This window comes from Eubacterium ramulus, assembly GCF_045002895.1.
Taxonomy (GTDB): Bacteria; Bacillota; Clostridia; order Lachnospirales; family Lachnospiraceae; genus Eubacterium_I; species Eubacterium_I ramulus.
In genome coordinates, this window is record NZ_CP173382.1 from 861230 (window position 1) to 886144 (window position 24915).

A 24915-nucleotide genomic window follows, 5' to 3' on the forward strand; every position below is an offset into this window, starting at 1 on the left:
AAAAATTGCCAGTAAAAAGAAGACGTATGAGGAGGCACACTATGATATTCGCATCAAAAAAGGAAAACACGTATCAGTATTTTGTAGATCTCATTGACCAGAACATTCATCTGTTTGGGGAGGCAGTAAGGGAAAAACTGGAGCTTGCAGAGCATGAAAAACTGACGGATGATGAATTTGTAGAATGCTATGTGGATGGCATGAGCCGTATGGTAGGACAGATTTATGAGAATGCCGGAGAAACATTGCGTGCGGATGCAAAGTGTTATGCCAGATTTTGCGATGCTATTGAGCACCCGGAGCGATATGGATTTCGTTTTCAAAATAAAAATATAACGATCGGAAAAGTATATCTGTGTTATATGTTAGGAAAAACAAGAAAAAGAGCCCCGAAAGCGGACTGTATCAAACTGGAGCGCTATGCAGTGCAGCTCATTGGAAAAGAGTGTCTGGAGTGCGGAATCGTACAGTAAATTGCATACCCATTTAAAAAAAATAATCAATCGAGTATGGGAGGGGATTACAAAAAAGAATACGCGCTAGACAAAAAAGCTGTCCGTATTGAAGATGCGGGCAGTTTTTCATATACTTTTATCCATTGACAGATTGACGCCCCTTATTTTGGATGATACTATAAAAATACCTATATTAAGATGGAGTGTTTGCAGATGAATTATACATTTATGCATCAAAATCTGCCAGTGACAGAGCTGGAATTAGATGATGCCAGTGGATTTATCATAATAATAAATAATGTATATCGCCCGGAGCATTTGCCGGTAGGAGTTTCTGTGAGAAAAGGTGTAGTGGATCGCGCAGCATTTAACCATTGGTGGACAGACCGGTCGATTCCAGCGAGCCGATCAGGTGTCAGGGAAGCATTGGAGACATTGGAAATTGCAGATACAAAAATGCTTCTGGTGCGGTGTTTTGGATTGAGTTTATCCGATCAATACTGGATAAAACCGGAAAATGCGGCGATGACCTGGGAACAGATAAACTTTTTTGACAATGACTTTTCGGATGATATGGGTGATGTATTGTTTGGTAGTCCGAAAAAAGAACCGGAGTTTGATTTCAGTTCTCCGGATAATACATCCGATGGTTGTTTGAAAAAGCGCTGGAAGATTATCAATGGAAAGCGTTGTCTGATAAAAAGTGGAAGTAATCCTTTTCGACAGCAGCCTTTTAATGAGGTGATCGCATCTGAAGTGATGAAAAGACTTGGAGTAAATCATATTCCATACAAGGTAGTCTGGAGTGAAGGTGCTCCGTATAGTATTTGTGAAGATTTTATTACAAAAGATACGGAGCTTGTCAGCGCATGGCGTTTGATGCAGACTCAGAAAAAAGACAATAGTACATCGGTGTATCAGCATTTTGTAAATTGCTGTGAGAAGGCAGGGATTCATGTGATGTCTGATCTGGATCGTATGATTGTAGTGGATTATCTGATCGCAAATGAGGATCGGCATTTGAATAATTTTGGGCTGATTCGAAATGCACAAAACCTGGAATGGATGGGTTTTGCCCCGATTTTTGACAGTGGTTCTTCCCTTGGATATGATAAGATGGCAGGGGAAATACGTGCAGAGCGCGGTATTATCTGTAAACCGTTTAAAAGACATCATGAGGAACAGTTAAAACTGGTCACGTCCTATGATTGGATTCCATTTGAAAACCTGATGGATGTGAAAGAAATGATATGTGAAGTTTTATCAGATGAACAGCTGCAGGAATTCATGGATGAGCGACGTGTGATGGCGATTGCAGATTCAGTGGAGAATCGTATTCAAAAACTGAAGGAAGTGGCTGCTGATGTTTCTGGAAAAACAGTAAATATAAATGCGCAGAATTCTACACAGGATGATGTGGAAAAGAATATAGCAGAAGATTATACCGGATGAGAGATGACTCCACTTCTATAGGTGGCTTGACAGAATAGAAAGGAAAAGAGACTATGAGTTATTTAGGGGAAGATATTCGAAGACTTGGATTTGGTCTGATGCGTCTGCCGCAGACCGATGGCGTCATTGATATTGAGCAGACCAAAGAAATGGTAGATCTGTTTATGGATGCAGGATTTACTTATTTTGATACCGCATGGGCATATGCAGGTTCTGAGGATGCAATTCGTCAGGCACTGGTAGAGCGTTATCCGCGTGAAAGCTACCAGCTTGCAACAAAAAATGCGGCATGGATCAACTGCAAGACAAAAGAAGAAGCATATGCACAGTTTGATATCTCTTTAAAACAGACCGGTGCAGGATATTTTGATTTTTATCTGCTGCACAATCTGGGTGAGGCTAGAACTGAGTATTTTGATAAATTTGATATGTGGAACTGGGTGGCGGAGAAAAAAGCAGCAGGCCTGATAAAACATGTAGGTTTTTCTTTCCATTCCACACCGGAAGAATTGGAAGCAATTTTAAGAGAACATCCTGAAATGGAATTTGTGCAGCTTCAGATTAATTATGCAGACTGGGAGAATTCGGCAATTCAGTCTCGAGGCTGTTATGAAGTAGCAAGAAAATATGACAAACCGGTTATCATCATGGAGCCTGTAAAGGGTGGTATGCTTGCCACTCCTCCGGAATCCGTTGTAAAACTATTAAAAGATGCAGAGCCGGAGTCATCTGTTGCATCCTGGGCTGTTCGTTTTGCGGCAAATCTGGAAGGCATAATTACCGTATTATCCGGCATGAGCAACGTAGAACAGATGAAAGATAACCTGTCCTACATGAAAGATTTCAATGGATTAAATGATGCTCAGATGCAGACATTAAAACAGGCACAGGAAGAACTGAACAAGATTCCGCTTATTCCGTGTACATCCTGTAACTATTGTGCAAAAGTCTGTCCGATGCAGATTGGTATTTCAGGTTCCTTTACAGCGATGAATTCTCTGACATTGTACGGCGATAAAGACATGGCGTTACATCAGGAAAACTGGCTGGTAGGCGGTCATGGACTGAAACGTGCAAATGAATGCGTAAAATGTGGAAAATGCGAGGAAGCATGTCCGCAGCATATTCAGATTCGTGCAGAACTTGAGCATGTAAGCGAGGAACTTTTAAAATAGTAAATTAAAAACCTCCTGTATTTTTCTCAGCGGGCGATTGTTAGCCGCGGAGAAAAAATACAGGAGATTTTTTTCATAACCTAAAATTAATTCACAAAAGAAGCCTTTTAAGCGTCCTGTTTCTGTGACTTTTTCAAGTTTTTCTGAGCAGTTGACAGCATCAGTTTGATACGGTTCAACTGGTTTACTTCGCTGGCACCCGGATCAAAGTCGATGGCCACGATGTTGGACATCGGATACTGATGGCGCAGTTCTTTGATAACACCTTTACCAACGATGTGGTTTGGCAGGCAGGCAAATGGCTGACAGCATACAATGTTGTTGACACCGGAGTTGATCAGTTCCACCATCTCGCCGGTTAAGAACCATCCTTCACCGGTCTGGTTACCGTGAGATACAATGGATTCTGCATTTTTTGCGGTCTCGTAAATATTTGCCGGCGGTGTGAAATGCTTACTTTCTTCCAGTGCTTTATGTGCAACTCCACGCAGTTTTTCAATCGCCCAGATACCAAGATTTGATTTTGTCTTGGTAGATTTCTTAAATCCAAGGACGTCTGTCTTGAAGTTGTTGTTGTAGAAGCAGTAGAGGAAGAAGTCCAGTAAATCAGGGATTACAGCCTCAGCACCTTCAGATTCCAGCAGATCAGCAAGGTAGTTATTAGCCATCGGCATGAATTTAACCAGAATCTCTCCTACGATACCTACCTTTGGTTTCTGAATATCAAGTCTTGGAAGTACATCAAAATCATGTACCATTTCACGACAGTACTGTTTATACTTTTTATGACTGACGAGCTTATCGGTAGATACAAAGTCTGTAATTTTCTGTACCCATTTCTTGTGCAGTTCGTTTGTGGAACCCGGAACTGCTTCATACGGTCTGGTTGCGTAGATACAACGCATCAGGATATCACCGAATACCAGACAGTACATACCTTTCTGGATCAGAGAAGCATTCAACTTAAATCCCGGATTGGATTCCAGACTGCTCAGGTTCAGTGAAATAACCGGAATCTGCGGATATCCGGCCTTTTCCAGTGCACGACGGATGAATCCGACATAGTTGGAAGCACGGCAGCCGCCACCGGTCTGTGACATGATGATCGCCAGATGGTCTACATCATATTTGCCGGAAGTTACTGCATCCATGAACATACCAACCGTGATCAGGGACGGATAGCAGGCGTCATTGTTTACATATTTCAATCCGGCATCGACAGCAGCTTTATTGTCATTTCCGAGAACGACCAGATTATATCCAGAAGCCTTAAATGCAGGCTCTAACAGCTCAAAATGGATCGGGGCCATCTGCGGAGCCAGGATTGTATAGGTTTTTCTCATTTCTTCCGTAAAGACGGCACGCTGGTAGCTGGACGGAACAATCTTACGCTCTTTCGGATTTTTCTCTCTGGTGCGGATGGCCGCAATGAGAGAACGGATACGGATACGTGCAGCACCAAGGTTGTTTACCTCATCAATCTTCAGACAGGTATAAATCTTGCCGGAGTGAGTCAGGATATCACTGACCTGATCGGTGGTAACAGCATCCAGTCCACAGCCGAAAGAGTTTAACTGGATCAGATCCAAAAAGTCGGTCGTTTTTACATAATTAGCAGCTGCATACAGTCTGGAGTGGTACATCCACTGGTCAAGTACGATCAGCGGGCGCTCCACCTGATGCAGATGAGAGATGGAATCCTCGGTCAGAACTGCAAACCCGTAGGATGTGATCAGCTCCGGAATACCGTGGTTGATCTCCGGGTCAATATGATATGGACGACCGGCAAGGACGATACCGCGGCGGTGGTTGTCTTTTAACCACTGGATCGTTTCTTCACCTTTTTTGCGCATATCATCGCGGGCGCTGGCAAGTTCCTGCCATGCAGCATGTACAGCTGCTTTTACTTCAGAAGCCGGAATATCAAAATCTTCCTTCATGACTTCTTCGAGACGTTTGGTTAAAGTTTCTTCATCTGCGAAAGACATAAATGGATTGTATAATTTTACGTTTCCGGATGTGATGTCATCTACGTTGTTTTTGATATTTTCCGCGTAGGAAGTGACGATCGGGCAGTTGTAGTTGTTGCTTGCATCCGGAAATTCTTTTCGCTCATACGGGATACATGGATAGAAGATTGTGTTAATACCTTCTTTGATCAGCCATGTAATATGCCCGTGTGCAAGTTTAGCCGGATAACATTCGGATTCACTCGGGATGGATTCGATACCAAGCTCGTAAATCTTTCTGGTGGAAGCCGGAGAGAGTACGAGACGGAATTTCAGTGCCTTGAAAAATGTTGCCCAGAACGGATAGTTCTCGTAAATGTTCAGGACTCTTGGCATACCGAGCGTTCCGCGGGTTGCTTCTTCCTCACTCAGAGGTTCGTAGTCAAAGATACGATGCAGCTTATATTCAAACAGGTTTGGAATCTGTTCTTTGTTTTTCTCTTTTCCGATACCTTTTTCACATCTGTTTCCGGTAATATATTGACGATTTCCGGAAAATTTGTTGATGGTGAGCAGGCAGTTATTGGTACATCCACCACAGCGGGCCAGCTTTGTCTCAAATTTCAGATCATTGATCTGTTCGATGGACAGCATAGTGGTCTGTTTGCCTTCATAACGGTCACGGGCGATCAGTGCAGCGCCGAAGGCACCCATGATACCGGCGATATCCGGACGGATCGCTTTGCATCCGGAAATGGTCTCAAAGCTTCGCAGGACAGCATCGTTGTAGAAGGTACCGCCCTGCACAACGATGTTCTGACCAAGTTCTGTCGGATCGGACAGCTTGATAACTTTGAATAATGCGTTTTTGATAACAGAGTAAGCCAGACCGGCAGAAATATCAGCAACGGATGCGCCTTCTTTCTGTGCCTGTTTTACTTTGGAGTTCATAAATACGGTACAGCGTGTTCCGAGATCGATCGGATTTTTTGCAAATAATGCTTCTTTGGCGAAATCCTGTACGGAGTAGTTCAGAGATTTTGCAAATGTTTCAATAAAAGAACCACATCCGGAAGAACATGCCTCGTTTAACTGTACACTGTCAACCGTGTTGTTTTTGATCTTGATGCATTTCATATCCTGACCGCCAATGTCAAGGATACAGTCAACTTTCGGATCGAAGAAAGCTGCAGCGGTGTAATGTGCGACTGTTTCCACTTCGCCTTCGTCCAGCATCAGGGCAGCTTTTACCAGCGCTTCGCCGTAACCGGTGGAACAGGAAGATACGATATGTGCATCTTTCGGAAGCTGTTCATAGATTTCTTTGATAGCGATGATGGAAGTAGCCAGAGGACTTCCGTTGTTGCTGCTGTAGAAGGAGTACAGTAACGTACCGTCTTCCGCTACCAGAGCAACTTTGGTTGTTGTGGAGCCTGCATCAATTCCGAGGTAGCAGTTGCCGCTATATGTAGAAATATCTCCTTTTTTAACACATGCACCATTGTGACGTGCGGTGAATTCGTCGTAGGCAGCCTGATCTGCAAACAGCGGATCCATACGTTCTACTTCGAATTCCATATGGATTTCCCCTTTTAATTTAGCAAGCAGGTCTTCCAGAGAAATCTGATTCTCTTCTTTATAGTTCAGGGCAGAACCGATGGCTGCAAAAAGATGGGAGTTTTCCGGAACGATGGTATGCTCTTCATCCAGTTTTAAGGTGCGGATAAATGCTTCTTTCAGTTCAGACAAGAAATGAAGCGGACCGCCCAGGAAGGCTACGTGCCCACGGATTGGTTTGCCGCAGGCAAGACCACTGATGGTCTGGTTTACAACTGCCTGGAAGATAGAAGCAGACAAATCTTCTCTGGTTGCACCTTCATTGATCAGGGGCTGGATATCTGTCTTGGCAAATACACCGCAGCGGGCAGCAATCGGATAGATCGCTTTATAATTTTTGGCATATTCATTCAGACCGCTGGCATCTGTCTGGATCAGGGAAGCCATCTGGTCGATAAAGGAACCGGTACCGCCGGCGCAGATACCATTCATTCGCTGCTCGACATTGCCGCCTTCAAAATAAATGATCTTGGCATCTTCACCACCAAGCTCGATAGCTACGTCTGTCTGTGGAGCTGCGTCCTGCAGAGCGGTAGACACAGCGATGACCTCCTGTACGAAAGGTACACCGAGGTGTTTTGCCAGTGTCAGACCACCGGAACCGGTAATCATAGGGCAGAGTTGGATCTGTCCGAGTTTTTCGTATGCTTTATGAAGCAGATCGGTAAGTGTCTCGCGGATGTTTGCGAAATGACGCTCATAATCGGAAAAAACTAAGGTATTCTGCTCATCCAAAATTGCAATCTTTACCGTAGTTGATCCGATATCAATTCCAAGTTTGTGTAATTTTAAAGTATTCATTTTACCACCTGTATATGTTTAAGAGTTGCCTGAAATCATTGATTTCCAGTAAAAATCAGTGAAAAGAGATTTCAGAAGTTTCATATTAAATGTATAACGCCTGTCAGATTACAAGCGAACTTCATTATACGACAGGAAATGGCAAAATACAATCCTTTTATATTTTTTTAACAAAGGGTGTCTTTTAAATGTTTTTTACATGGTGCAGGTAATATGGGGTACAGAAAGAAAAAATCCGCATATCTTAAAAGAAAAAGGAAAAAGAAATGAATCGTTATTTTGAATCTGAATACAGGGGATCCCGCATGATGCACAGCTGTCCGGGAGTGATTTATGTGGTAAAACAGGGGGATACTTTATATAAAATCTCACAATATCATCATGTGAGTGTGACAGATATATTGCTGGCAAATCCGTATGTGAATGTATATAATCTGCAGATCGGAGACGAACTGTGTATTCCGGTTGGAAAAATGGCTATGACAGGTGAAGCGGACACGAAAAATTCAAAGTTTGCTACGTTGACAAAGTGATAGCTGACCGATATAATCAAAAGATAGCTACAATTAAAGTTACTACAAATAGTACGAGAGTTACTACAAATAGTACGTGAAATAGCTAAAAATAAAACGAAAGTAGGAAACAGAATGCATTTTTTAAATAAAATGGAACGTAAGTTCGGCAGATTTGCGATTCAGGGATTGATGAAGTATATCATCCTTTTTTATGTGGCGGGATATCTGATTGAATTCCTTGCCCCGCAGGCATACAGCTTTCTGACGTTGGAACCGTATCTGATATTCCATTATGGACAGGTATGGAGGCTGGTGTCTTGGGTATTGATTCCACCGCCAACCGGCAACTTTTTCTTTGCTATTATCATGATCATACTGTATTATCAGTTAGGTACTGCCCTGGAACGTACCTGGGGTGCATTTAAGTTTAACGTATATATTTTTGGTGGTATGATCTTTACGGTGCTTGGTGCATTGCTTCTGTATGTGATCTATGGTGTGAATACACCGGTTTCCATGGGCGGCAGCTTCAGCACATACTATATCAATATGACAATTTTCCTCGCATTTGCGATGTGTTATCCGGATATGCGGATTATGCTGTATTTTATCATTCCAATCAAGATGAAGTGGATGGCAGGTATTTATGCGGCATTGATCATTTATGAAATGATCATTTCCAGTTGGGGCGGCAGAGTTGCCATTATTGCCTCTGTCCTGAATTTCCTGATTTTCTTCTTTACAACGCGCAATTATCGCAGTGTTTCACCGAAGGAAATACACAGGAAGCGGACATATCACCGTCAGGTACAGCAGCCGAAAGGTGTCACACGCCACAAATGTGCCATTTGTGGGCGAACAGAGCTGGACGATCCGAATCTGGAATTTCGTTTTTGCTCCAAATGCAATGGAAATTATGAATATTGTCAGGATCATCTGTTTACCCATGAGCATGTAAAATAGATGTTTGATCTGCAGAATGAAATGTTAAATGCGTTTCTATTTTTGCAGCAGATTTATGGGAACTGCGACAGAAAAGGTTCTTACTTAAAAATACAGGAGAGAGAGGTTTGATTATGGAAAATGAAACAATTTCCAGAAATTTTATTGAGCAGATTATTGACAAGGATATAGAGGAGGGCAAATGTGAGACTGTATGTACCCGTTTCCCGCCGGAGCCAAATGGATATCTTCATATCGGACATGCAAAATCCATTCTTTTAAACTATGGGCTTGCTCAGGAATATCATGGAAAATTCAATATGCGTTTTGACGATACAAACCCGACAAAAGAAAAAGTAGAGTTTGTTGAGTCGATCAAAGCAGATATTGAGTGGCTTGGGGCAGACTGGGAAGACAGACTGTTTTTTGCATCTGATTATTTTGACCAGATGTATGAGGCAGCTGTAAAACTGATTAAAAAAGGCAAAGCATTTGTCTGTGATCTGTCTGCCGAGGAGATTCGTGCGTATCGTGGAACACTGACAGAGCCTGGTAAAAACAGTCCATACCGCGATCGCAGCGTGGAAGAAAATCTGGAATTATTTGAAAATATGAAAAACGGCATGTATCAGGATGGCGAGAAGGTTCTGCGTGCCAAAATTGATATGGCTTCTCCGAACATCAACATGCGTGATCCGGTTATCTACCGTGTCGCTCATATGACACATCATCGTACCGGAGACAAATGGTGCATTTATCCGATGTATGACTTTGCTCATCCGATCGAGGATGCCATCGAGGGCGTTACACATTCTATCTGTACCCTGGAGTTTGAGGATCATCGTCCTCTGTATGACTGGGTAGTAAGAGAGCTGGAGTATCCGCATCCGCCAAAGCAGATCGAGTTTGCAAAACTGTATCTGACCAACGTGGTAACCGGAAAACGTTATATCAAGAAGTTAGTGGAAGACGGCATTGTAGACGGATGGGATGATCCGCGCCTTGTTTCCATTGCAGCACTGAGAAGAAGAGGATTTACACCGTCCTCCATTAAGAAATTCGTAGAACTGTGCGGTATTTCAAAGAGCAACAGCTCTGTGGATTATGCAATGCTTGAGTATTGTATCCGTGAGGATCTGAAATTAAAAGCATCCCGTGCCATGGCGGTACTTGATCCAATCAAACTGGTGATCGATAACTATCCGGAAGGACAGACTGAGGAGCTGGAAGTAGATAACAACATGGAAAATCCGGAACTTGGTAAACGTGTCGTTCCTTTTGGCCGCGAGGTTTATATCGAGCGTGAGGACTTCATGGAAGAGCCTCCGAAAAAATACCGTCGTCTGTATCCGGGCAACGAAGTACGTCTGATGAATGCATATTTCGTAACCTGTACCGGATTTGAGAAAGACGAAGATGGAAAAGTAACAGTGGTACATTGTACGTATGATCCGGAGAGCCGTGGCGGAAACAGCCCGGACGGAAGAAAAGTACGTGGAACCATTCACTGGGTATCCGCAGCAGATGCAGTAAAAGCACAGGTTCGTCTGTATGAGAATATCATCGACGAGGAGAAAGGGGTATACAATGAGGACGGAAGTCTGAACCTGAATCCGAACTCCCTGACGGTACTGGATAATTGTTATGTGGAACCATCCTTACTGAAAGCAGAGAAATATGACAGCTTCCAGTTTGTAAGAAATGGTTTCTTCTGCGTCGATGCAAAAGATTCTACACCGGAGCATCCGGTATTCAACCGTATCGTATCCTTAAAGAGCTCATACAAACTGCCGACACAGGCATAGGAGAAAATGAAAGAATTAGCGATCACGCTTGATACAGAAAAAAAACAACCCTTATATGAACAAATTTACGAAGCCCTGCGGGAAGCAATCTTGCAGGGCCGTATTTTACAAGGGGAAAAATTGCCTTCCACCCGGTTTGAAGCGGAGTATCTGCAGGTGAGCCGCAGTACGGTGGAACTCGCTTATGATCAGCTGGTATCTGAGGGTTATATTCACTCGGAACCGTATCGCGGTTATTTTGCCTGTGATGTGCGGGAACTATATAATCTGACGGATATCCGGACCGGCGAGATGAAGCAGAAACAGTTCCGAACGGAAAACCAACAGGGAACGGCAGAAGCGGAAGGTTTACATGGGGAAACTGGAAGCAGCCTCCAAAAGCAGACCTCATATGAAATCGACTTTTCTCTGAATGAGCTTTCTATGGATAATTTTCCATATAATGGGTTAAGTAAGATCATGAAAAACCTTCTGTTGGATCATGGAAAACAGATTATGAGCAGTGGAAGTGCTTTTGGAGAAAAAAATCTGAAAGAAACTATCTGTGACTATCTGTATCATGCACGAAATGTACGGTGTACGCCGGAGCAGATCATTATCGGAGCCGGAAATGAATATCTGCAGCTTATGCTGATACAGATGCTGGGTACGTCGCATGGTGTTGCTATGGAATCCCCCACGTATCTGCGTGCTTACCGGACCTTTAAAAATGCCGGGCTTTCTGTGAGGGAAGTGGCACTGGATGATGCGGGAATGCGGGTGGATCTGCTGCGGAAAACAGATGCCAGTATTGCATATGTGATGCCGTCCCATCAGTTCCCACTTGGCATCGTAATGCCAATGAAACGCAGGTTGGAGTTGTTGAACTGGGCTGTGGAAGAACCGGAACGGTATATTATTGAAGATGACTATGACAGTGAGTTTCGATATAAAGGAAAACCGATTCCGGCCTTACAGGGAATTGACCGTTCCGGAAGAGTGATCTATCTGGGCACTTTTTCAAAAAGTATTGCATCCTCCATTCGTGTCAGCTATATGGTACTTCCTGAGCATTTATTGGAACGGTATCAGGAGTGTTGTGGCTTTTATGCCTGTACGGTACCGAATCTGATGCAGCAGGCAATCTGTCAGTTTATGCAGGAAGGATATTTTGAAAAAAATCTGAATCGTATGCGTGCAATTTATAAAAGCAAGCATGATTTTATGCTGGCAGAATTAAAAAAGTATTCCTGGGTGCGGGAAATCATGGGAGAAAATTCCGGACTGCATCTTCTGGTAGAAGTGGATACAGACTGCTCGGAGCAGGATGTGATCGAAGCATGTGCAGAACAACAGATCCGAGTGTATGGTCTGTCAGAATATTACATCAGTCAGAATCCAAAACGTGAGTATCCGATTTTACTTCTGGGATATGGTGGACTGACGGAAGAACAGATTGCAGATGGATTACAGAGGATAGATGGAATTTTAGCGGAGTTGAAAAAATATCAACCGCTCAGTGTACATAAAGAATGAATACAGTGAAATCAAAAATCCCCTGTTTGTAAGTGCAGGGGATTTTTGATTTCTGTTATGATTCAACCGTTTCAGCTGTTTCAGATGCAACAGAAACATCAGGTTCCTTTTGTCCGGTTACATCGGCAAAGAACGTATGGAGTTCTTCTTCGGTATCAAAGGTGGCCAGATACATCTGATTTCCCATAGCATCTGCCAGCGCATCCGGCATCCGTTCTACCATTTTGAGATGATCATCATATTTTTCGATAATATCATCCGGTGTCAGGGCGAAATCCTTGCCATCCCGCAGTCCTGCAAAGGCGCAGAAATGATGAGTGCCGACCGGTTTCTGTGTGGAATCGTATGCAACCATGTCCGCCCAGATTTTGTATACATCGGTTTCACGGGCAAAATTGATCATATCCGGAGTGAAGCCGCCGGAAGGACGCATATTGACTTCCAGTGCCATCAGATCTCCTTTTTTGCCGAGCCCTTCATGATCGGAGAGCAGGCGGAAAAATTCAAAATGCACAAAACGGCTGCGCACGCCAAAGCTTTTTGCCGTTTCTCTGCCGAGGTGACGGGTGTCATCTGCCAGATCTTTCACAATATAAAACAGTGCGTTGTCGGCATTATTTACAATGTCCATAATGGACATCGGTGTAACATTTCCCGCCTCAAAAATCGGATTGCCGTGAGAATCGATAATCGCATCGTAGGAATTGATTTCTGCGTTAATAAATTCTTCCATGATATAAACGGTATCATCCCATTTGTTGGCAAAGAAATTGCCAAGTTCTTCATCAGAAGAAATTTTAAAGGTATGGGAAGCACCGACACCGTTATCCGGTTTTGTGACAACCGGGTAGCCTACTTCACGAATGAAATTCAGACAGCCCTCATAGTTGTCTACCATGTGGTAACGGGCCACCGGAATGCCGACACGCTGATAATATTCTTTCATGCAGGATTTGTATTTGATGCGTGGCATGTCTTCGTTATGAAAACCGCTCGGAATATTGAAATCTGTACGCAGACGGGCATCCTGCTCCAGCCAGTATTCATTATTGGATTCCAGCCAGTCAATGCGGCCGTAATGCCAGATAAAGTAGCCGACAGCACCATAGACCTCGTCATAGTTTTCCAGGCTGTCTACTTTATAATATTCCTGCAGGCTTTCCTGAAGTTCCGGGCGCAGGTCGTCATAAGGACAGTCGCCGATACCGAGGACATTCATACCGTTTTCTTTTAATTCATGGCAGAAGTGCCAATAATTCTCCGGAAAATTCGGAGAAATAAAAATCACATTTTTCATAATTGTTTTCTTTCTGTCGTATTGTGTTGTGTTTCGTTTATTACAAATTATACCGGATCATACAGCAGATGAGGTACAAAATAAGTTACCTGTTTATACCACCAGTCCCAGTCATGAGCACAGTCATATCCCCAGAAATCTACCCAGGCCGGAATCTGTTTCTGCTGCAGGATATCCCGAAGCTGATAGGTGCTTGCAGGTTCTTCCCATGCACCCTGTCCGACGCAGAGAATGGCTTTTCGCTGGCGGTAAAGTTCCATATAAGGGTGATCTGACGGCAGATTTGGCAGATAATGAACCGGGGAGTTCATATAAACCAGATCGTCCATATAAGAACCAAATCCGTAAGAGGCATCGTAAATACCGCTTAAGGCCAGCAATCCGTTAAACAGGTCGGGACGACGGAAATACAGATTTGCCGCGTGAGTAGCACCAAGGCTGCATCCAAAGGTAATGATTCCTCTGTTTATATAATCGGGCTGATATTCTTTCATTTTTGCATGGATAAAAGGAACCATCTCATCGGTGAGATAGCGAAACCAGTCTTCGTGGCGGCAGATGCGAAAGCGCGGATCGCCGTTTGTATTGGACCAGGTCTCTGCATCAATGGTATCCACCGTAAAAATGGTGACTTCCCCGGAGTTGATCCAGGGTGCCCATACATCCGTCATATGGAAGTTTTCAAAATCGAAAAAACGTCCGTCCTGGCATGGGATAAACAGGATTGGCTGTCCGCCGTGACCGTACAATTTGCATTCCATATCCCGGCCGAGTGCTGGACTATAATTTTTAAAATATTGTATGTTCATATGGAAAAGTCCTCCTGCATTACTTCTATATAAAGAGTATCGTGTCGAAAAATCACAGATGATACATCAGTGTATTTATAAAAAACGGAATCTGTTGTTCCCAGCTTGCCTCACAATGTTCACCATCCGGTACAATACGGCAGTTGAGATAAATATTTTTATCCAGCAGAAGATTCGCCGCCTGAGCAAAAGTCTGGTCCATTTTTCGGTGCTGTTTCATTTCACGGCTTCCATAATCCATGTATAAAATACTTCCCGGAAGCGGGCGGGAACGCCGGATCATCTGCATGGAGTCATTTGGTGCAATCCACAGGGACGGTGAGAGTGCGGCAGCGCGGGAAAAGAACTGATTATAATAGAGCAGTGCATAAATGCTCATCAGCCCGCCCATGGAACTACCGGCGATAAAAGTATGCTCCCGGTCCGAAAGTGTTCGATAATGTGTATCAATGTATGGCTTGAAGGTGTGGGTCAGCCAGTCCATGGTGATTTTGCCTTTACCGGTAATCTTACCTTCTTTTGGTAAAGTAAAGTCATAAGGGGAATATTCCTGCAGCCGTCCGTGATCCGGGCTGTGATTGCATTCGATGCCTACGATGATCAGCGGGGTATGGGTGTATTCCATATATTCTTTCAGTCCCCAGGATTTTCCGTAGGTGGCATGACTGTCAAAAAAGAGGTTATGCCCGTCGAACATGTATAGTACCGGAAACCGTCGGTTTATGTCGTGGGTGTATGCCTCTGGCAGACAGATGTATGCACTCCGCACCTCATCTCCGGTAAGTTCCGGAATCGTGATATCCCATTTCTCTATCATAAAAAACCTCCGTGTTGAATTTTTACTTGCCTTAGCTCTGAATTATTACAATTTATCATAGCACAGCAGCAAAGAATTGGCAAGAAAGTACAGCCCGTCATTGCAAAACAAAACCATAGATGTTATGATGAAAATGCTTTGTGCCTGCCGGAAGGCAGCATGTAAAAAAATAGAAAACCAGAGGTATGAAAATGAAATCAAAAGAGAATACAACAATCGGAAATATATACCGGTTGAATGGGCGGGTACCGTTGCTGAAGGCAATTCCATTTGGTCTGCAGCATGTGCTGGCAATGTTTGTATCGAATCTGACACCGATCACTATGATTGGTCTGGCTTCCGGATTAAGCGGAAAAGAGTTGGCGATTTTACTGCAGAATGCCATGTTTGTTGCGGGTATTGCCACATTGATCCAGCTGTACCCGATCTGGAAAGTCGGTGCAAAACTTCCTATCGTTATGGGAGTAAGTTTTACTTTTGTAACAATCTTAAGTTATGTGGGTGGCACCTATGGATACCCGACAATGATCGGAGCAGTATTAGTCGGCGGTGTCTGTGAAGGTGTCCTTGGTCTGTTCGCAAAGTATTGGAAGCGGTTTATCACACCGGTGGTTTCGGCATCCGTAGTTACGGCAATCGGATACTCCCTGTTTACGGTAGGGGCCCGTTCTTTCGGCGGTGGTTATACCGATGATTTCGGTTCCGTGCAGAACCTGGTGCTTGGACTGGTGACACTGGCTGTGTGCCTGATTTTTAATGCCGTGGCAAAAGGATATTTAAAACAGCTGTCCGTGCTGGCCGGACTGATCGTAGGATACATCATTGCGTTATGCCTTGGACAGGTAGACCTGTCCGGTATGCTGGACGGCGGTCTGATTTCTCTGCCGCACCTGCTTCCATATCGTCCGGAATTTAATCTGAGTGCGATTATTTCAGTTGTAATTATTTTTATGGTATCCGCAGCGGAAACGATCGGTGATTCCACTGCTCTTGTGGCCGGAGGACTTGGTCGTGAGATTACAGAAAAAGAGATTTCCGGTGCTTTGGCCTGCGATGGTTTCGCAAGTTCTATTTCCGGATTATTTGGATGTCCGCCGGTTACTTCCTTCAGCCAGAACGTCGGCCTGGTCAATATGACAAAAGTGGTCAACCGTTTTACCATTATGACAGGTGCTGTATTTATGATTCTTGCAGGTCTGTTTCCGCCAATCGGTAATTTTTTTGCAAGTCTGCCGCAGTCCGTGCTGGGCGGATGTACCATTATGATGTTTGGTACGATCATGATCAGTGGTATCCAGATGCTGGCAAAAACAGGTTTTTCCCAGAGAAACGTAACCATCGCAGCATTATCACTTGCTGTCGGTATCGGATTTACCTCCACCAGTGAAGTGGAAATCTGGAATATTTTTCCGCAGATCGTCAAAGACGTATTTTCTGCAAACTGCGTGGCTGTCGTATTTGTTGTAGCAATTATTCTCAGCCTGATTTTGCCAAAAAATATGGAGATTGAAAAAATCAGTGGGTAACGGGTAACAGGAATGCGTTCATGAGCAAGCGGCGAAAGCAAATTGCAAATGTCTGCTTTATGGAACTTGTGAATTGTTTTGAAAAAAGATAAGGAAAAATAAGGAAAAAATATGACAACGTTTTTGTTTGATATGGATGGAACTCTGTTTGATACGGAAAAATATTATAACCGCGCCTGGAAACAGGCAATTTCCGATTCGGGATATGAACTTCCGGAGGAGGAAGTATTAAAACTTCGCAGTCTTGGGCGTCCCTTCGCGTTGGAACAGTTTCAACGCTGGTTTGGACCGGAGGTGGATTACCTGGCAATCCGGGAACATCGCAAAGAATTGATGAAAGACTTTTTGTCAGGACAGATTCCACTGAAACCGGCAGTTCCGGAGACGTTGCGGTTTTTAAAAGCACAGGGATACCGTCTTGCGGTTGTGACAGCGACCGGACCGGAACAGGCAGAGCATAATCTGTGTACTGCTGGAATCCGCCAGTACTTTGATGCGGTAATCTGCGCGACTATGGTGGAGCGGGGGAAACCTGCGCCGGATGTTTATGCATATGCCTGTCATACACTTGGCGTAACACCGGAGGAATGCTATGCCGTAGAAGATTCCCCAAACGGAGTCCGCTCTGCACATGATGCGGGCTGCCGCGTCATCATGATACCGGATCTGACACAACCAGATAAAGCAACCGGGAAGTTACTGTATCGAAAGCTGGACACTTTTGGGGCACTTATAAATATGCCTGTTGAATAAAAAATATACAAAAAGTGGAAAAAAATGGTTCCACAAAGGGGTTCCTGCCCTTGACAAAAAAAATAGATGTTGCTAGAATGTGCAGTAACGTAGAAAGGTGGTTTTCACATGAGAAAACAAGTGTTATCTCTGTTAGTTGAGAATACTTCCGGTGTTTTAAGCCATATTTCCGGACTGTTCAGCCGACGTGGATATAATATAGACAGTTTTTCCGCAGGCGTGACAGCAGATCCGAGATTTACCAGAATTACAGTAGTTTCCAGTGGAGATGAACAGATTCTGGAACAGATTGAGAAACAGCTGGCGAAGCTGGAAGATGTAATTGACATTAAAAAACTTCAGGATGGAGAGTCCGTATGCCGTGAACTGATCCTTGTAAAGATAAAGATCAATGATACACAGCGTCAGGCAGTACTTTCTGTTGCTAATATTTTCCGGGCAAAGATCGTGGATGTTTCTAATGACTCCATGGTGATTGAATTGACCGGTGGCCAAAGTAAGCTTGATGCTTTTTTGGATTTGTTGAGAGGATATGACATTCTTGAGCTGGCTCGTACCGGAATTACCGGACTGAGCAGAGGTTCTTCGAATGTTACTATTATAGATTAAATAATCATTTGCAAATGGAGGATAAGACAATGGCAAACGCAAAGATTTATTACCAGGAAGATTGTAACCTTTCTCTTTTAGAGGGTAAAACAATTGCAGTGATTGGCTATGGTAGCCAGGGACATGCACATGCATTAAATGCAAAGGAGTCCGGATGTAATGTCATCATCGGTCTTTACAAAGGCAGCAAATCCTGGGCAAAAGCAGAAGCACAGGGCTTCGAAGTATATACAGCAGCAGAAGCTGCAAAAAAAGCTGATATCATCATGATCCTGATCAATGATGAGCTTCAGGCAGATATGTACAAAAAAGACATTGAGCCGAACCTTGAGGCAGGTAATATGCTGATGTTCGCTCATGGTTTCAATATTCATTTCGGATGTATCAAACCGCCAGCAGACGTTGACGTAACAATGATCGCTCCGAAAGGACCGGGTCATACAGTAAGAAGCGAGTATCAGGCAGGCAAAGGTGTACCGTGTCTGGTAGCTGTAGAGCAGGATGCAACAGGAAAAGCTATGGATCTTGCACTTGCTTATTCACTGGCAATCGGTGGAGCAAGAGCCGGCGTTCTTGAGACAACATTCCGTACAGAGACAGAGACAGATCTCTTTGGTGAGCAGGCAGTACTTTGCGGTGGTGTTTGTGCATTAATGCAGGCAGGTTTCGAGACTCTGGTTGAGGCTGGATATGATCCGAGAAATGCTTACTTTGAGTGTATCCATGAGATGAAACTGATCGTAGATTTAATCTACCAGTCAGGTTTCGCAGGAATGAGATATTCTATCTCCAATACAGCTGAGTATGGCGATTACATTACAGGACCGAAGATTGTTACAGAAGATACAAAGAAAGCAATGAAGAAAATCCTTTCCGATATTCAGGATGGTACATTTGCAAAAGAGTTCTTACTGGATATGTCTCCTGCAGGACGTCAGGTTCACTTCAAAGCTATGCGTAAATTAGCAGCAGAGCATCAGTCTGAGGCTGTTGGTGCTGAAATCCGTAAACTTTACAGCTGGAATGGCGAAGATAAGTTAATCAATAACTAATTGTTACGTTTCGCAAATGAAACGGGTGAACTGAAAAAAAGAGGCTGATGAAGCCTCTTTTTTTTACCTTGTATTCTGAAAATGTGTATGATAGAATATAGTTTGATGAGTTGAATTACCACTGTGAAGTGATAAATTGCACTTTGCTGTGTAATAAAGGAGGAAAAGACAATGGGAATGACTATGACACAGAAAATTCTTGCTGCCCATGCAGGACTTGATTCCGTGACAGCCGGTCAGTTAATTGAAGCAAAACTGGACGTTGTTATGGCAAACGATATTACAGGTCCGATGGCCCTGCCAATTTTCCGACAGATGGCAGATAAAGTATTTGATAAGGATAAAGTAGTGCTGGTACCGGATCATTTTACACCGAATAAGGATATCAAATCTGCGATCAACTCCAGATCCATTCAGGATTTTGCAAAAGAGCAGGGACTGAAATGGTATCTGGTACAGGGAAAATGTGGTGTAGAGCATGCAATCTTACCGGAGTACGGTATTGTAGTAGCCGGTGAATGTATCATCGGTGCGGATTCTCATACTTGTACATACGGCGCACTTGGTGCTTTTTCAACCGGTGTAGGTACCACAGATATCGCAACCGGTATGGCGACCGGAGAACTCTGGTTCAAAGTTCCGTCCGCAATCAAGTTCGTACTGACCGGAAAACCGGGTCCGTATGTCAGCGGAAAAGACGTGATCATCCACATCATTGGCAAGATCGGTGTAGATGGTGCATTATACAAATCCATGGAGTTTGTCGGTGATGGTATCGCAAACCTGACCATGGATGATCGTTTCACTATGGCAAACATGGCCATCGAAGCAGGTGCAAAAAATGGTATTTTTATCGTAGATGATCAGACAAGAGCTTACATGGACGCTCATTCTGACAAACAGTACACTGCTTACGAGCCGGATGAAGATGCCCAGTACGATCAGATTGTTGAGATCGACCTGTCTGAAGTTCGTCCGACGGTTGCATTCCCGCATCTTCCGGGTAATGCAAAAACAATCGATGAAGTAGAGGCCATGGAGCCGATCAAGATTGATCAGGTAGTCATCGGATCCTGTACAAACGGACGTATCTCCGATATGAGAAAAGCAGCAGCCATCTTAAAAGGACATACGGTTCATCCGGATGTACGTGTTATGGTTGTTCCGGCTACTCAGGAAGTATACAAAGAATGTATCAAAGAAGGTCTCGTTGATATCTTTATCGATGCAGGCTGTGCATTCAATACACCGAGCTGCGGTCCATGTATGGGTGGTCATATGGGGGTTATGGCTCCGGGTGAGAAATGTGTATCTACCACAAACCGTAACTTTGTCGGAAGAATGGGAGATGTAGAGTCTCTGATCTATCTGGCTTCCCCAGAGGTGGCAGCAGCAAGTGCGATTGCAGGTTATATCGCAAATCCTGAGAAAGTAGGTGACAAATAATGAAAGCAGCAAAAGGACATGTATTTAAATATGGTGACAACGTAGATACCGACGTAATCATTCCGGCAAGATATCTGAATTCATTTGACGCTCAGGAGCTGGCAACTCACGCAATGGTTGACATCGATCCGACTTTTACACAGCGTGTACAGCCGGGTGACATCATCGTGGCAAGAAAGAACTTCGGATGCGGTTCTTCCAGAGAACATGCACCGTTATGCTTAAAGACCGCAGGTGTCAGCTGCATCATCGCAGAGACATTTGCACGTATTTTTTATCGTAATGCCATCAATATTGGACTTCCGATCATTGAGTGTCCGGAAGCATCCCGTGAGATTGAAGAAGGTGATGAGGTAGAAATCGATTTCGACAGCGGTAAAATCTATGACCGTACAAAAGGAACGGAATACCAGGGACAGGCTTTTCCACCGTTTATGCAGAAAATCATTGACAGTGAGGGCCTGGTAAACTACATTAACAGCAAACGAAAATAAAAATGGCTGACTGACAGAAACTAGATCAGAAGCAAAAGGAGAATCAGAGAGAATTGTGTATACACAGTTTTCTCTGATTTTTTTGAACGCAGGTCGCAAAGCGACTGCGTTCATGAGCAAGTAGCGAGCGAATTGCGAATATCCGCTAAAGTTCAGACTCTTTCTACTTGTATTTTAAAAATGTGTATGATAAAATACTGTTCAATAATTTAAATTATTACATTAAAGTGATGAAATACAAATTATTGTGTTATGAATTGTAAAAAAAGTGAAAATGCGACAGCAGAGAAAGGAAGAAATTATGGCAATTTTATATGCAAATACCAGAGATGCATCAGAGAAAGTAACTGCCTCCCAGGCAATTTTAAACGGACTGGCAAAGCATGGAGGATTGTATGTGCCGACAGAAATCCCGAAACTGGATATTCCGGTAGAGGAACTGGCAAAAATGAGTTATCAGGAGACTGCATACGCAGTTATGAGCAGATTTCTGACAGATTTTACAGAGGAAGAACTGAAAAACTGTATCGATCGTGCTTATGATTCCAAATTTGACACACCGGAGATTGCACCGTTAGTAGAAGCAGATGGTGCTTATTATCTGGAGCTGTTCCATGGCGCAACCATTGCATTCAAAGATATGGCATTATCCATTCTTCCGCATTTGCTGATCACAGCAGCCCGCAAAAATGAAGTGAAAGAGGATATCGTTATTCTGACTGCAACTTCCGGAGATACCGGAAAAGCAGCACTGGCAGGCTTTGCAGATGTAGAAGGAACCAAGATTATTGTATTTTACCCGAAGAACGGTGTCAGCCCGATCCAGGAAAAACAGATGGTGACCCAGAAGGGTGACAATACATTCGTTGTAGGAATTCATGGAAACTTTGACGAGGCACAGACCGGTGTAAAACAGATGTTTTCTGATCCGGAGATGAAAGCGGAACTGCTTCAGGCAGGCTATCGTTTTTCTTCTGCAAACTCCATCAACATCGGACGCCTCGTTCCACAGATTGTTTACTATGTATATGCATATGCAAAAATGTATGCGAACGGCAGAATCGCAGCAGGGGAACCAATCAATGTGGTAGTTCCGACCGGAAACTTTGGAAATATTTTAGCAGCTTTTTATGCAAAAAATATGGGACTTCCGATTGCAAAATTAATTTGTGCCTCTAATGAGAACAAAGTCTTATATGATTTCTTCCGTACCGGTGAGTATGACAGAAACCGTGAATTTATCCTGACTTCTTCTCCGTCTATGGATATCCTGATCTCCAGCAACCTGGAGCGTCTGATCTACCGTATTGCTGGCGAGAATGCGGAGGAAAATGCAAAACTGATGGCAGCATTATCCACAGATGGAAAATATACCATCACAGACGAGATGAAAGCTCAGTTAGAGAACTTCTACGGAAATTACACCACAGAGAAAGAGACTGCTGAGGTGATCTCCGCATTATATGAGAAGACAGGTTATGTCATCGATACACATACTGCAGTAGCAGCCGGTGTATATGGAAAATATAAAGCAGAGACAAAAGATGAGACCAAAACAGTTATCGCATCTACGGCAAGTCCGTTCAAATTCACAAGAAGCGTTATGGATGCCATTGATGAGAAATATGATTCCATGACAGATTTTGAACTCGTGGATGAACTTTCCAAAATCGCAAATGTGAAAGTCCCGCAGGCCATCGAGGATATCCGCAGCGCAGAGGTACTTCATAAGACAGTATGCGAAGTGGATGAGATGCCGAACATTGTGAAAGAATTTCTTGAGATAAGATAGGAGAATCATTTAATATGGTAGCAGCAGCTATGGGGAATACCGGAATTATGACCATATTTGATTTTATTCTGATTGTGTATGGCATTTATTCCATTACGACTGCACGGAAAATGCGACAGGATCATCAGGTGCCGCAGTGGCTTGTGTCGCAGCAGGATCTGGTGCGGATTCGTCAGCCAAAAGAGTTCTGTGAACAGATGGCACCAAAGACCATGATCTTTGGATTTATTTGCGCCGGTTATGGCTTATATGAATTAGCTGTAGAGGCGTTTCTGAAAATGCAGATGGCCAAAGCCATAGGAATTGCAGTATTTGGGGTGGGAATCGTGTGGTTCCTGACACAATTAAGCAAAGCAAAGAAAAAATATATGTAACAATTCAGAAGCAGGGTGATTTTCATTAAATATGTGATTCGCATTTGGGTAAATGAACATATTTAAGAAAATCGCCTTTGTCTCTGGATCGTTACATATTTTTTCGTTTGGATAAAATAGGGGAAGTTATGTATCGATTATTATTACTGGATGATGAAGAAATTGTAACGCGGGGAATACAGAAAGTTTTTGATCTTGAAAAATCCGGGTTTCAGGTGGTAGGAGTGTTCCAGAATCCACAGAAAGCACTGGAGTCTCTGCCGGGATTGCAACCGGATCTGATGATCACAGATATCAAAATGCCGCAGATGAGCGGATTGGATTTCGCCGCAGAAGCGAAGCAACTGCTGCCGGAAAGCGAAATTGTTATTTTGTCCGGATATGGAGATTTTGGTTTTGCCCAGAGTGCGGTAAAAATCGGTGTTAGTGATTATCTGCTTAAACCGATCAAAAAAGATGATTTTCAGCAGATGCTGGATACAATGCATGCAAAACTGGAGGAAAAGAAAACACAGAAACAGCAGGCAGATAATATGGCACTGCTTTTGCAAAATAGCTATACAGAACTGAAAAACCGCTTTTTCTTATCTCTGGCAGAAGACAATGTGTTTGACGAAAAATTGTATCAGACATTGCAAAAACACCATACAATGGATGTGTTTGATACAGATTTTTTGCTGGTAAAGGTTGATTTTGATCAGGCTTATCTGCACGGAGACTATATGTCAGAGATTGGAAAATTGATTCAGGACAGTGAAGGAAAATTTGCAGATTTTGGTTTTGTGGAAGCATTTTTGTCCGATGAGAGTCTGTATTTTTACGTCTATAACATGAAAGCGTCCGATGAGGAGATGATTCGTCAGGAGACAAGGCTTCTTGTTGAAGAAAAACGACAGAAAGGAATCCAGCTTGTGTGTGGCATCAGTCATATGTATCACGGAATTCGGGAATTGTTTCGGGCAAGGAATGACTGTATCCGACGGATTTTTATGCAGAGAGCAAATATTGATGAACATTCTGCGGCAAACCCGATTCAGACGGATGAAATCAATGTTCATATGCCGTATGAGGAAATTGAGACATTGTTCCATATGATCACCACCGGAGAGATGGAGGGATTGCCATATATTTTGCGGAAAATTTATGAACTGCCGGAGGATAATATTCCGATCCTGCTGCTTGATTACAGTTGCAGTGTTACATTTCTGATCCTGCTTCGTGTTTACCAGTTGCAGTTTAAATTTGGTCTGGATCAGCAGATTGTTTCACACAGGGAACTGGATCTGCGTGTGTTGAAACGGGAATATCCATCTATGGAAATTCAGAGAAATCTGGTGGAAAAGAAGCTTCTGACTGTGGCCGAACAGATTGCGGTACAGGAAATGGCAGCACCGTCCAAGATGATTCGTGCAGCATTGGATTATATTAATGAACATTTTCATGAAAATATTTCTCTGATGGATGTGGCGGAGAATATCAATATCAGTAAAAATTATCTGTGTGATATTTTTAAGAAAGAACTTGGAGTTACCTTTATCAATTATGTGACAAATCTTCGCATTGAGAAAGCGAAAGAGTATCTGACCGGTACGGATATGAAAATGTATGAGGTTTCCAACGCTGTCGGTTATAACGACTATGCATATTTCTCACAGATTTTCAAAAAACATACCGGAAAGACACTCTCCAGTTATCGCAAGAAAAAGTAATCTCAGTGGGA

General features: G+C 43.4%; 20 protein-coding genes. 16 read left to right on the forward strand and 4 right to left on the reverse strand.

Features of this window, described 5'->3' with window-relative positions; all coding sequences use genetic code 11:
- Positions 1-41 precede the first annotated feature (41 nt).
- From ACIRUQ_RS03880 to ACIRUQ_RS03890, 3 genes are all read left to right on the forward strand, one after another.
- The gene (locus tag ACIRUQ_RS03880) at positions 42-473 is read left to right on the forward strand and encodes a hypothetical protein (RefSeq protein ID WP_055288978.1); all 432 of its coding nucleotides are present in this window, start codon (positions 42-44) and stop codon (positions 471-473) included.
- 195 nt (positions 474-668) lie between these two features.
- Positions 669-1907 (forward strand): HipA domain-containing protein, encoded by a 1239-nt coding sequence (locus tag ACIRUQ_RS03885; protein ID WP_242853559.1) that lies wholly within the window; start codon positions 669-671, stop codon positions 1905-1907.
- A gap of 53 nt (positions 1908-1960) precedes the next feature.
- Entirely contained in the window at positions 1961-3082 is a 1122-nt protein-coding gene (locus ACIRUQ_RS03890) for an aldo/keto reductase (RefSeq protein WP_055288974.1), read from the forward strand.
- 107 nt (positions 3083-3189) lie between these two features.
- Here ACIRUQ_RS03890 and ACIRUQ_RS03895 read toward each other — a convergent pair whose 3' ends face one another.
- On the reverse strand, positions 3190-7449 hold the full coding sequence (locus tag ACIRUQ_RS03895; protein WP_055288973.1) for a 2-hydroxyacyl-CoA dehydratase: 4260 nt from the start codon (positions 7447-7449) through the stop codon (positions 3190-3192).
- A gap of 266 nt (positions 7450-7715) precedes the next feature.
- Here ACIRUQ_RS03895 and ACIRUQ_RS03900 point away from each other — a divergent pair, with 266 nt between their 5' ends.
- The 4 genes from ACIRUQ_RS03900 (at position 7716) to ACIRUQ_RS03915 (ending at position 12226) form a co-directional block, all read left to right on the forward strand.
- Positions 7716-7982 carry a LysM domain-containing protein gene (locus ACIRUQ_RS03900; protein ID WP_055288972.1) on the forward strand — a complete coding sequence of 89 codons (267 nt, stop codon included), beginning with the start codon at positions 7716-7718 and terminating at the stop codon, positions 7980-7982.
- Positions 7983-8114: 132 nt separating this feature from the next.
- Positions 8115-8927, forward strand: a complete 813-nt coding sequence (locus ACIRUQ_RS03905; RefSeq protein ID WP_341437018.1) for a hypothetical protein — start codon at positions 8115-8117, stop codon at positions 8925-8927.
- 113 nt (positions 8928-9040) lie between these two features.
- On the forward strand, positions 9041-10711 hold the full coding sequence (locus tag ACIRUQ_RS03910; RefSeq protein WP_055288969.1) for a glutamine--tRNA ligase/YqeY domain fusion protein: 1671 nt from the start codon (positions 9041-9043) through the stop codon (positions 10709-10711).
- A gap of 6 nt (positions 10712-10717) precedes the next feature.
- Entirely contained in the window at positions 10718-12226 is a 1509-nt protein-coding gene (locus tag ACIRUQ_RS03915) for a PLP-dependent aminotransferase family protein (protein ID WP_055288967.1), read from the forward strand.
- 55 nt (positions 12227-12281) lie between these two features.
- On the opposite strand, the gene ACIRUQ_RS03920 is transcribed toward ACIRUQ_RS03915, so the two are convergent.
- The 3 genes from ACIRUQ_RS03920 to ACIRUQ_RS03930 are packed head-to-tail and all read right to left on the reverse strand — an operon-like array spanning position 12282 to position 15149.
- The gene (locus tag ACIRUQ_RS03920) at positions 12282-13523 is read right to left on the reverse strand and encodes an acetyl-CoA carboxylase biotin carboxylase subunit family protein (RefSeq protein ID WP_055288965.1); all 1242 of its coding nucleotides are present in this window, start codon (positions 13521-13523) and stop codon (positions 12282-12284) included.
- Positions 13524-13570: 47 nt separating this feature from the next.
- The gene (locus ACIRUQ_RS03925) at positions 13571-14332 is read right to left on the reverse strand and encodes an esterase family protein (protein ID WP_055288963.1); all 762 of its coding nucleotides are present in this window, start codon (positions 14330-14332) and stop codon (positions 13571-13573) included.
- Positions 14333-14384: 52 nt separating this feature from the next.
- Entirely contained in the window at positions 14385-15149 is a 765-nt protein-coding gene (locus tag ACIRUQ_RS03930; RefSeq protein WP_055288961.1) for an alpha/beta hydrolase, read from the reverse strand.
- 185 nt (positions 15150-15334) lie between these two features.
- Here ACIRUQ_RS03930 and ACIRUQ_RS03935 point away from each other — a divergent pair, with 185 nt between their 5' ends.
- The 9 genes from ACIRUQ_RS03935 (at position 15335) to ACIRUQ_RS03975 (ending at position 24904) form a co-directional block, all read left to right on the forward strand.
- Positions 15335-16675, forward strand: coding sequence for a nucleobase:cation symporter-2 family protein (locus ACIRUQ_RS03935; protein WP_055288958.1), 1341 nt, complete (start codon positions 15335-15337; stop codon positions 16673-16675).
- Between the two features lie 111 nt (positions 16676-16786).
- On the forward strand, positions 16787-17428 hold the full coding sequence (locus tag ACIRUQ_RS03940) for an HAD family phosphatase (RefSeq protein ID WP_055288956.1): 642 nt from the start codon (positions 16787-16789) through the stop codon (positions 17426-17428).
- 108 nt (positions 17429-17536) lie between these two features.
- Entirely contained in the window at positions 17537-18037 is a 501-nt protein-coding gene (ilvN, locus tag ACIRUQ_RS03945) for an acetolactate synthase small subunit (RefSeq protein WP_021738992.1), read from the forward strand.
- Between the two features lie 29 nt (positions 18038-18066).
- On the forward strand, positions 18067-19089 hold the full coding sequence (gene ilvC, locus ACIRUQ_RS03950) for a ketol-acid reductoisomerase (RefSeq protein WP_022035425.1): 1023 nt from the start codon (positions 18067-18069) through the stop codon (positions 19087-19089).
- Positions 19090-19260: 171 nt separating this feature from the next.
- On the forward strand, positions 19261-20535 hold the full coding sequence (gene leuC, locus ACIRUQ_RS03955) for a 3-isopropylmalate dehydratase large subunit (RefSeq protein WP_021738990.1): 1275 nt from the start codon (positions 19261-19263) through the stop codon (positions 20533-20535).
- Complete coding sequence (locus ACIRUQ_RS03960; protein WP_021738989.1) at positions 20535-21029, forward strand: 3-isopropylmalate dehydratase small subunit; 495 nt, start codon at positions 20535-20537, stop codon at positions 21027-21029. Before leuC ends, ACIRUQ_RS03960 begins: the two co-directional genes overlap by 1 nt.
- Positions 21030-21330: 301 nt before the next feature.
- Positions 21331-22821, forward strand: coding sequence for a threonine synthase (thrC, locus tag ACIRUQ_RS03965; RefSeq protein ID WP_055288954.1), 1491 nt, complete (start codon positions 21331-21333; stop codon positions 22819-22821).
- 14 nt (positions 22822-22835) lie between these two features.
- A complete protein-coding gene (locus ACIRUQ_RS03970) occupies positions 22836-23195 on the forward strand; it encodes a hypothetical protein (protein WP_021738986.1) in 360 nt (119 codons plus the stop codon).
- A gap of 128 nt (positions 23196-23323) precedes the next feature.
- Complete coding sequence (locus ACIRUQ_RS03975; protein WP_021738985.1) at positions 23324-24904, forward strand: response regulator; 1581 nt, start codon at positions 23324-23326, stop codon at positions 24902-24904.
- Positions 24905-24915 lie beyond the last annotated feature (11 nt).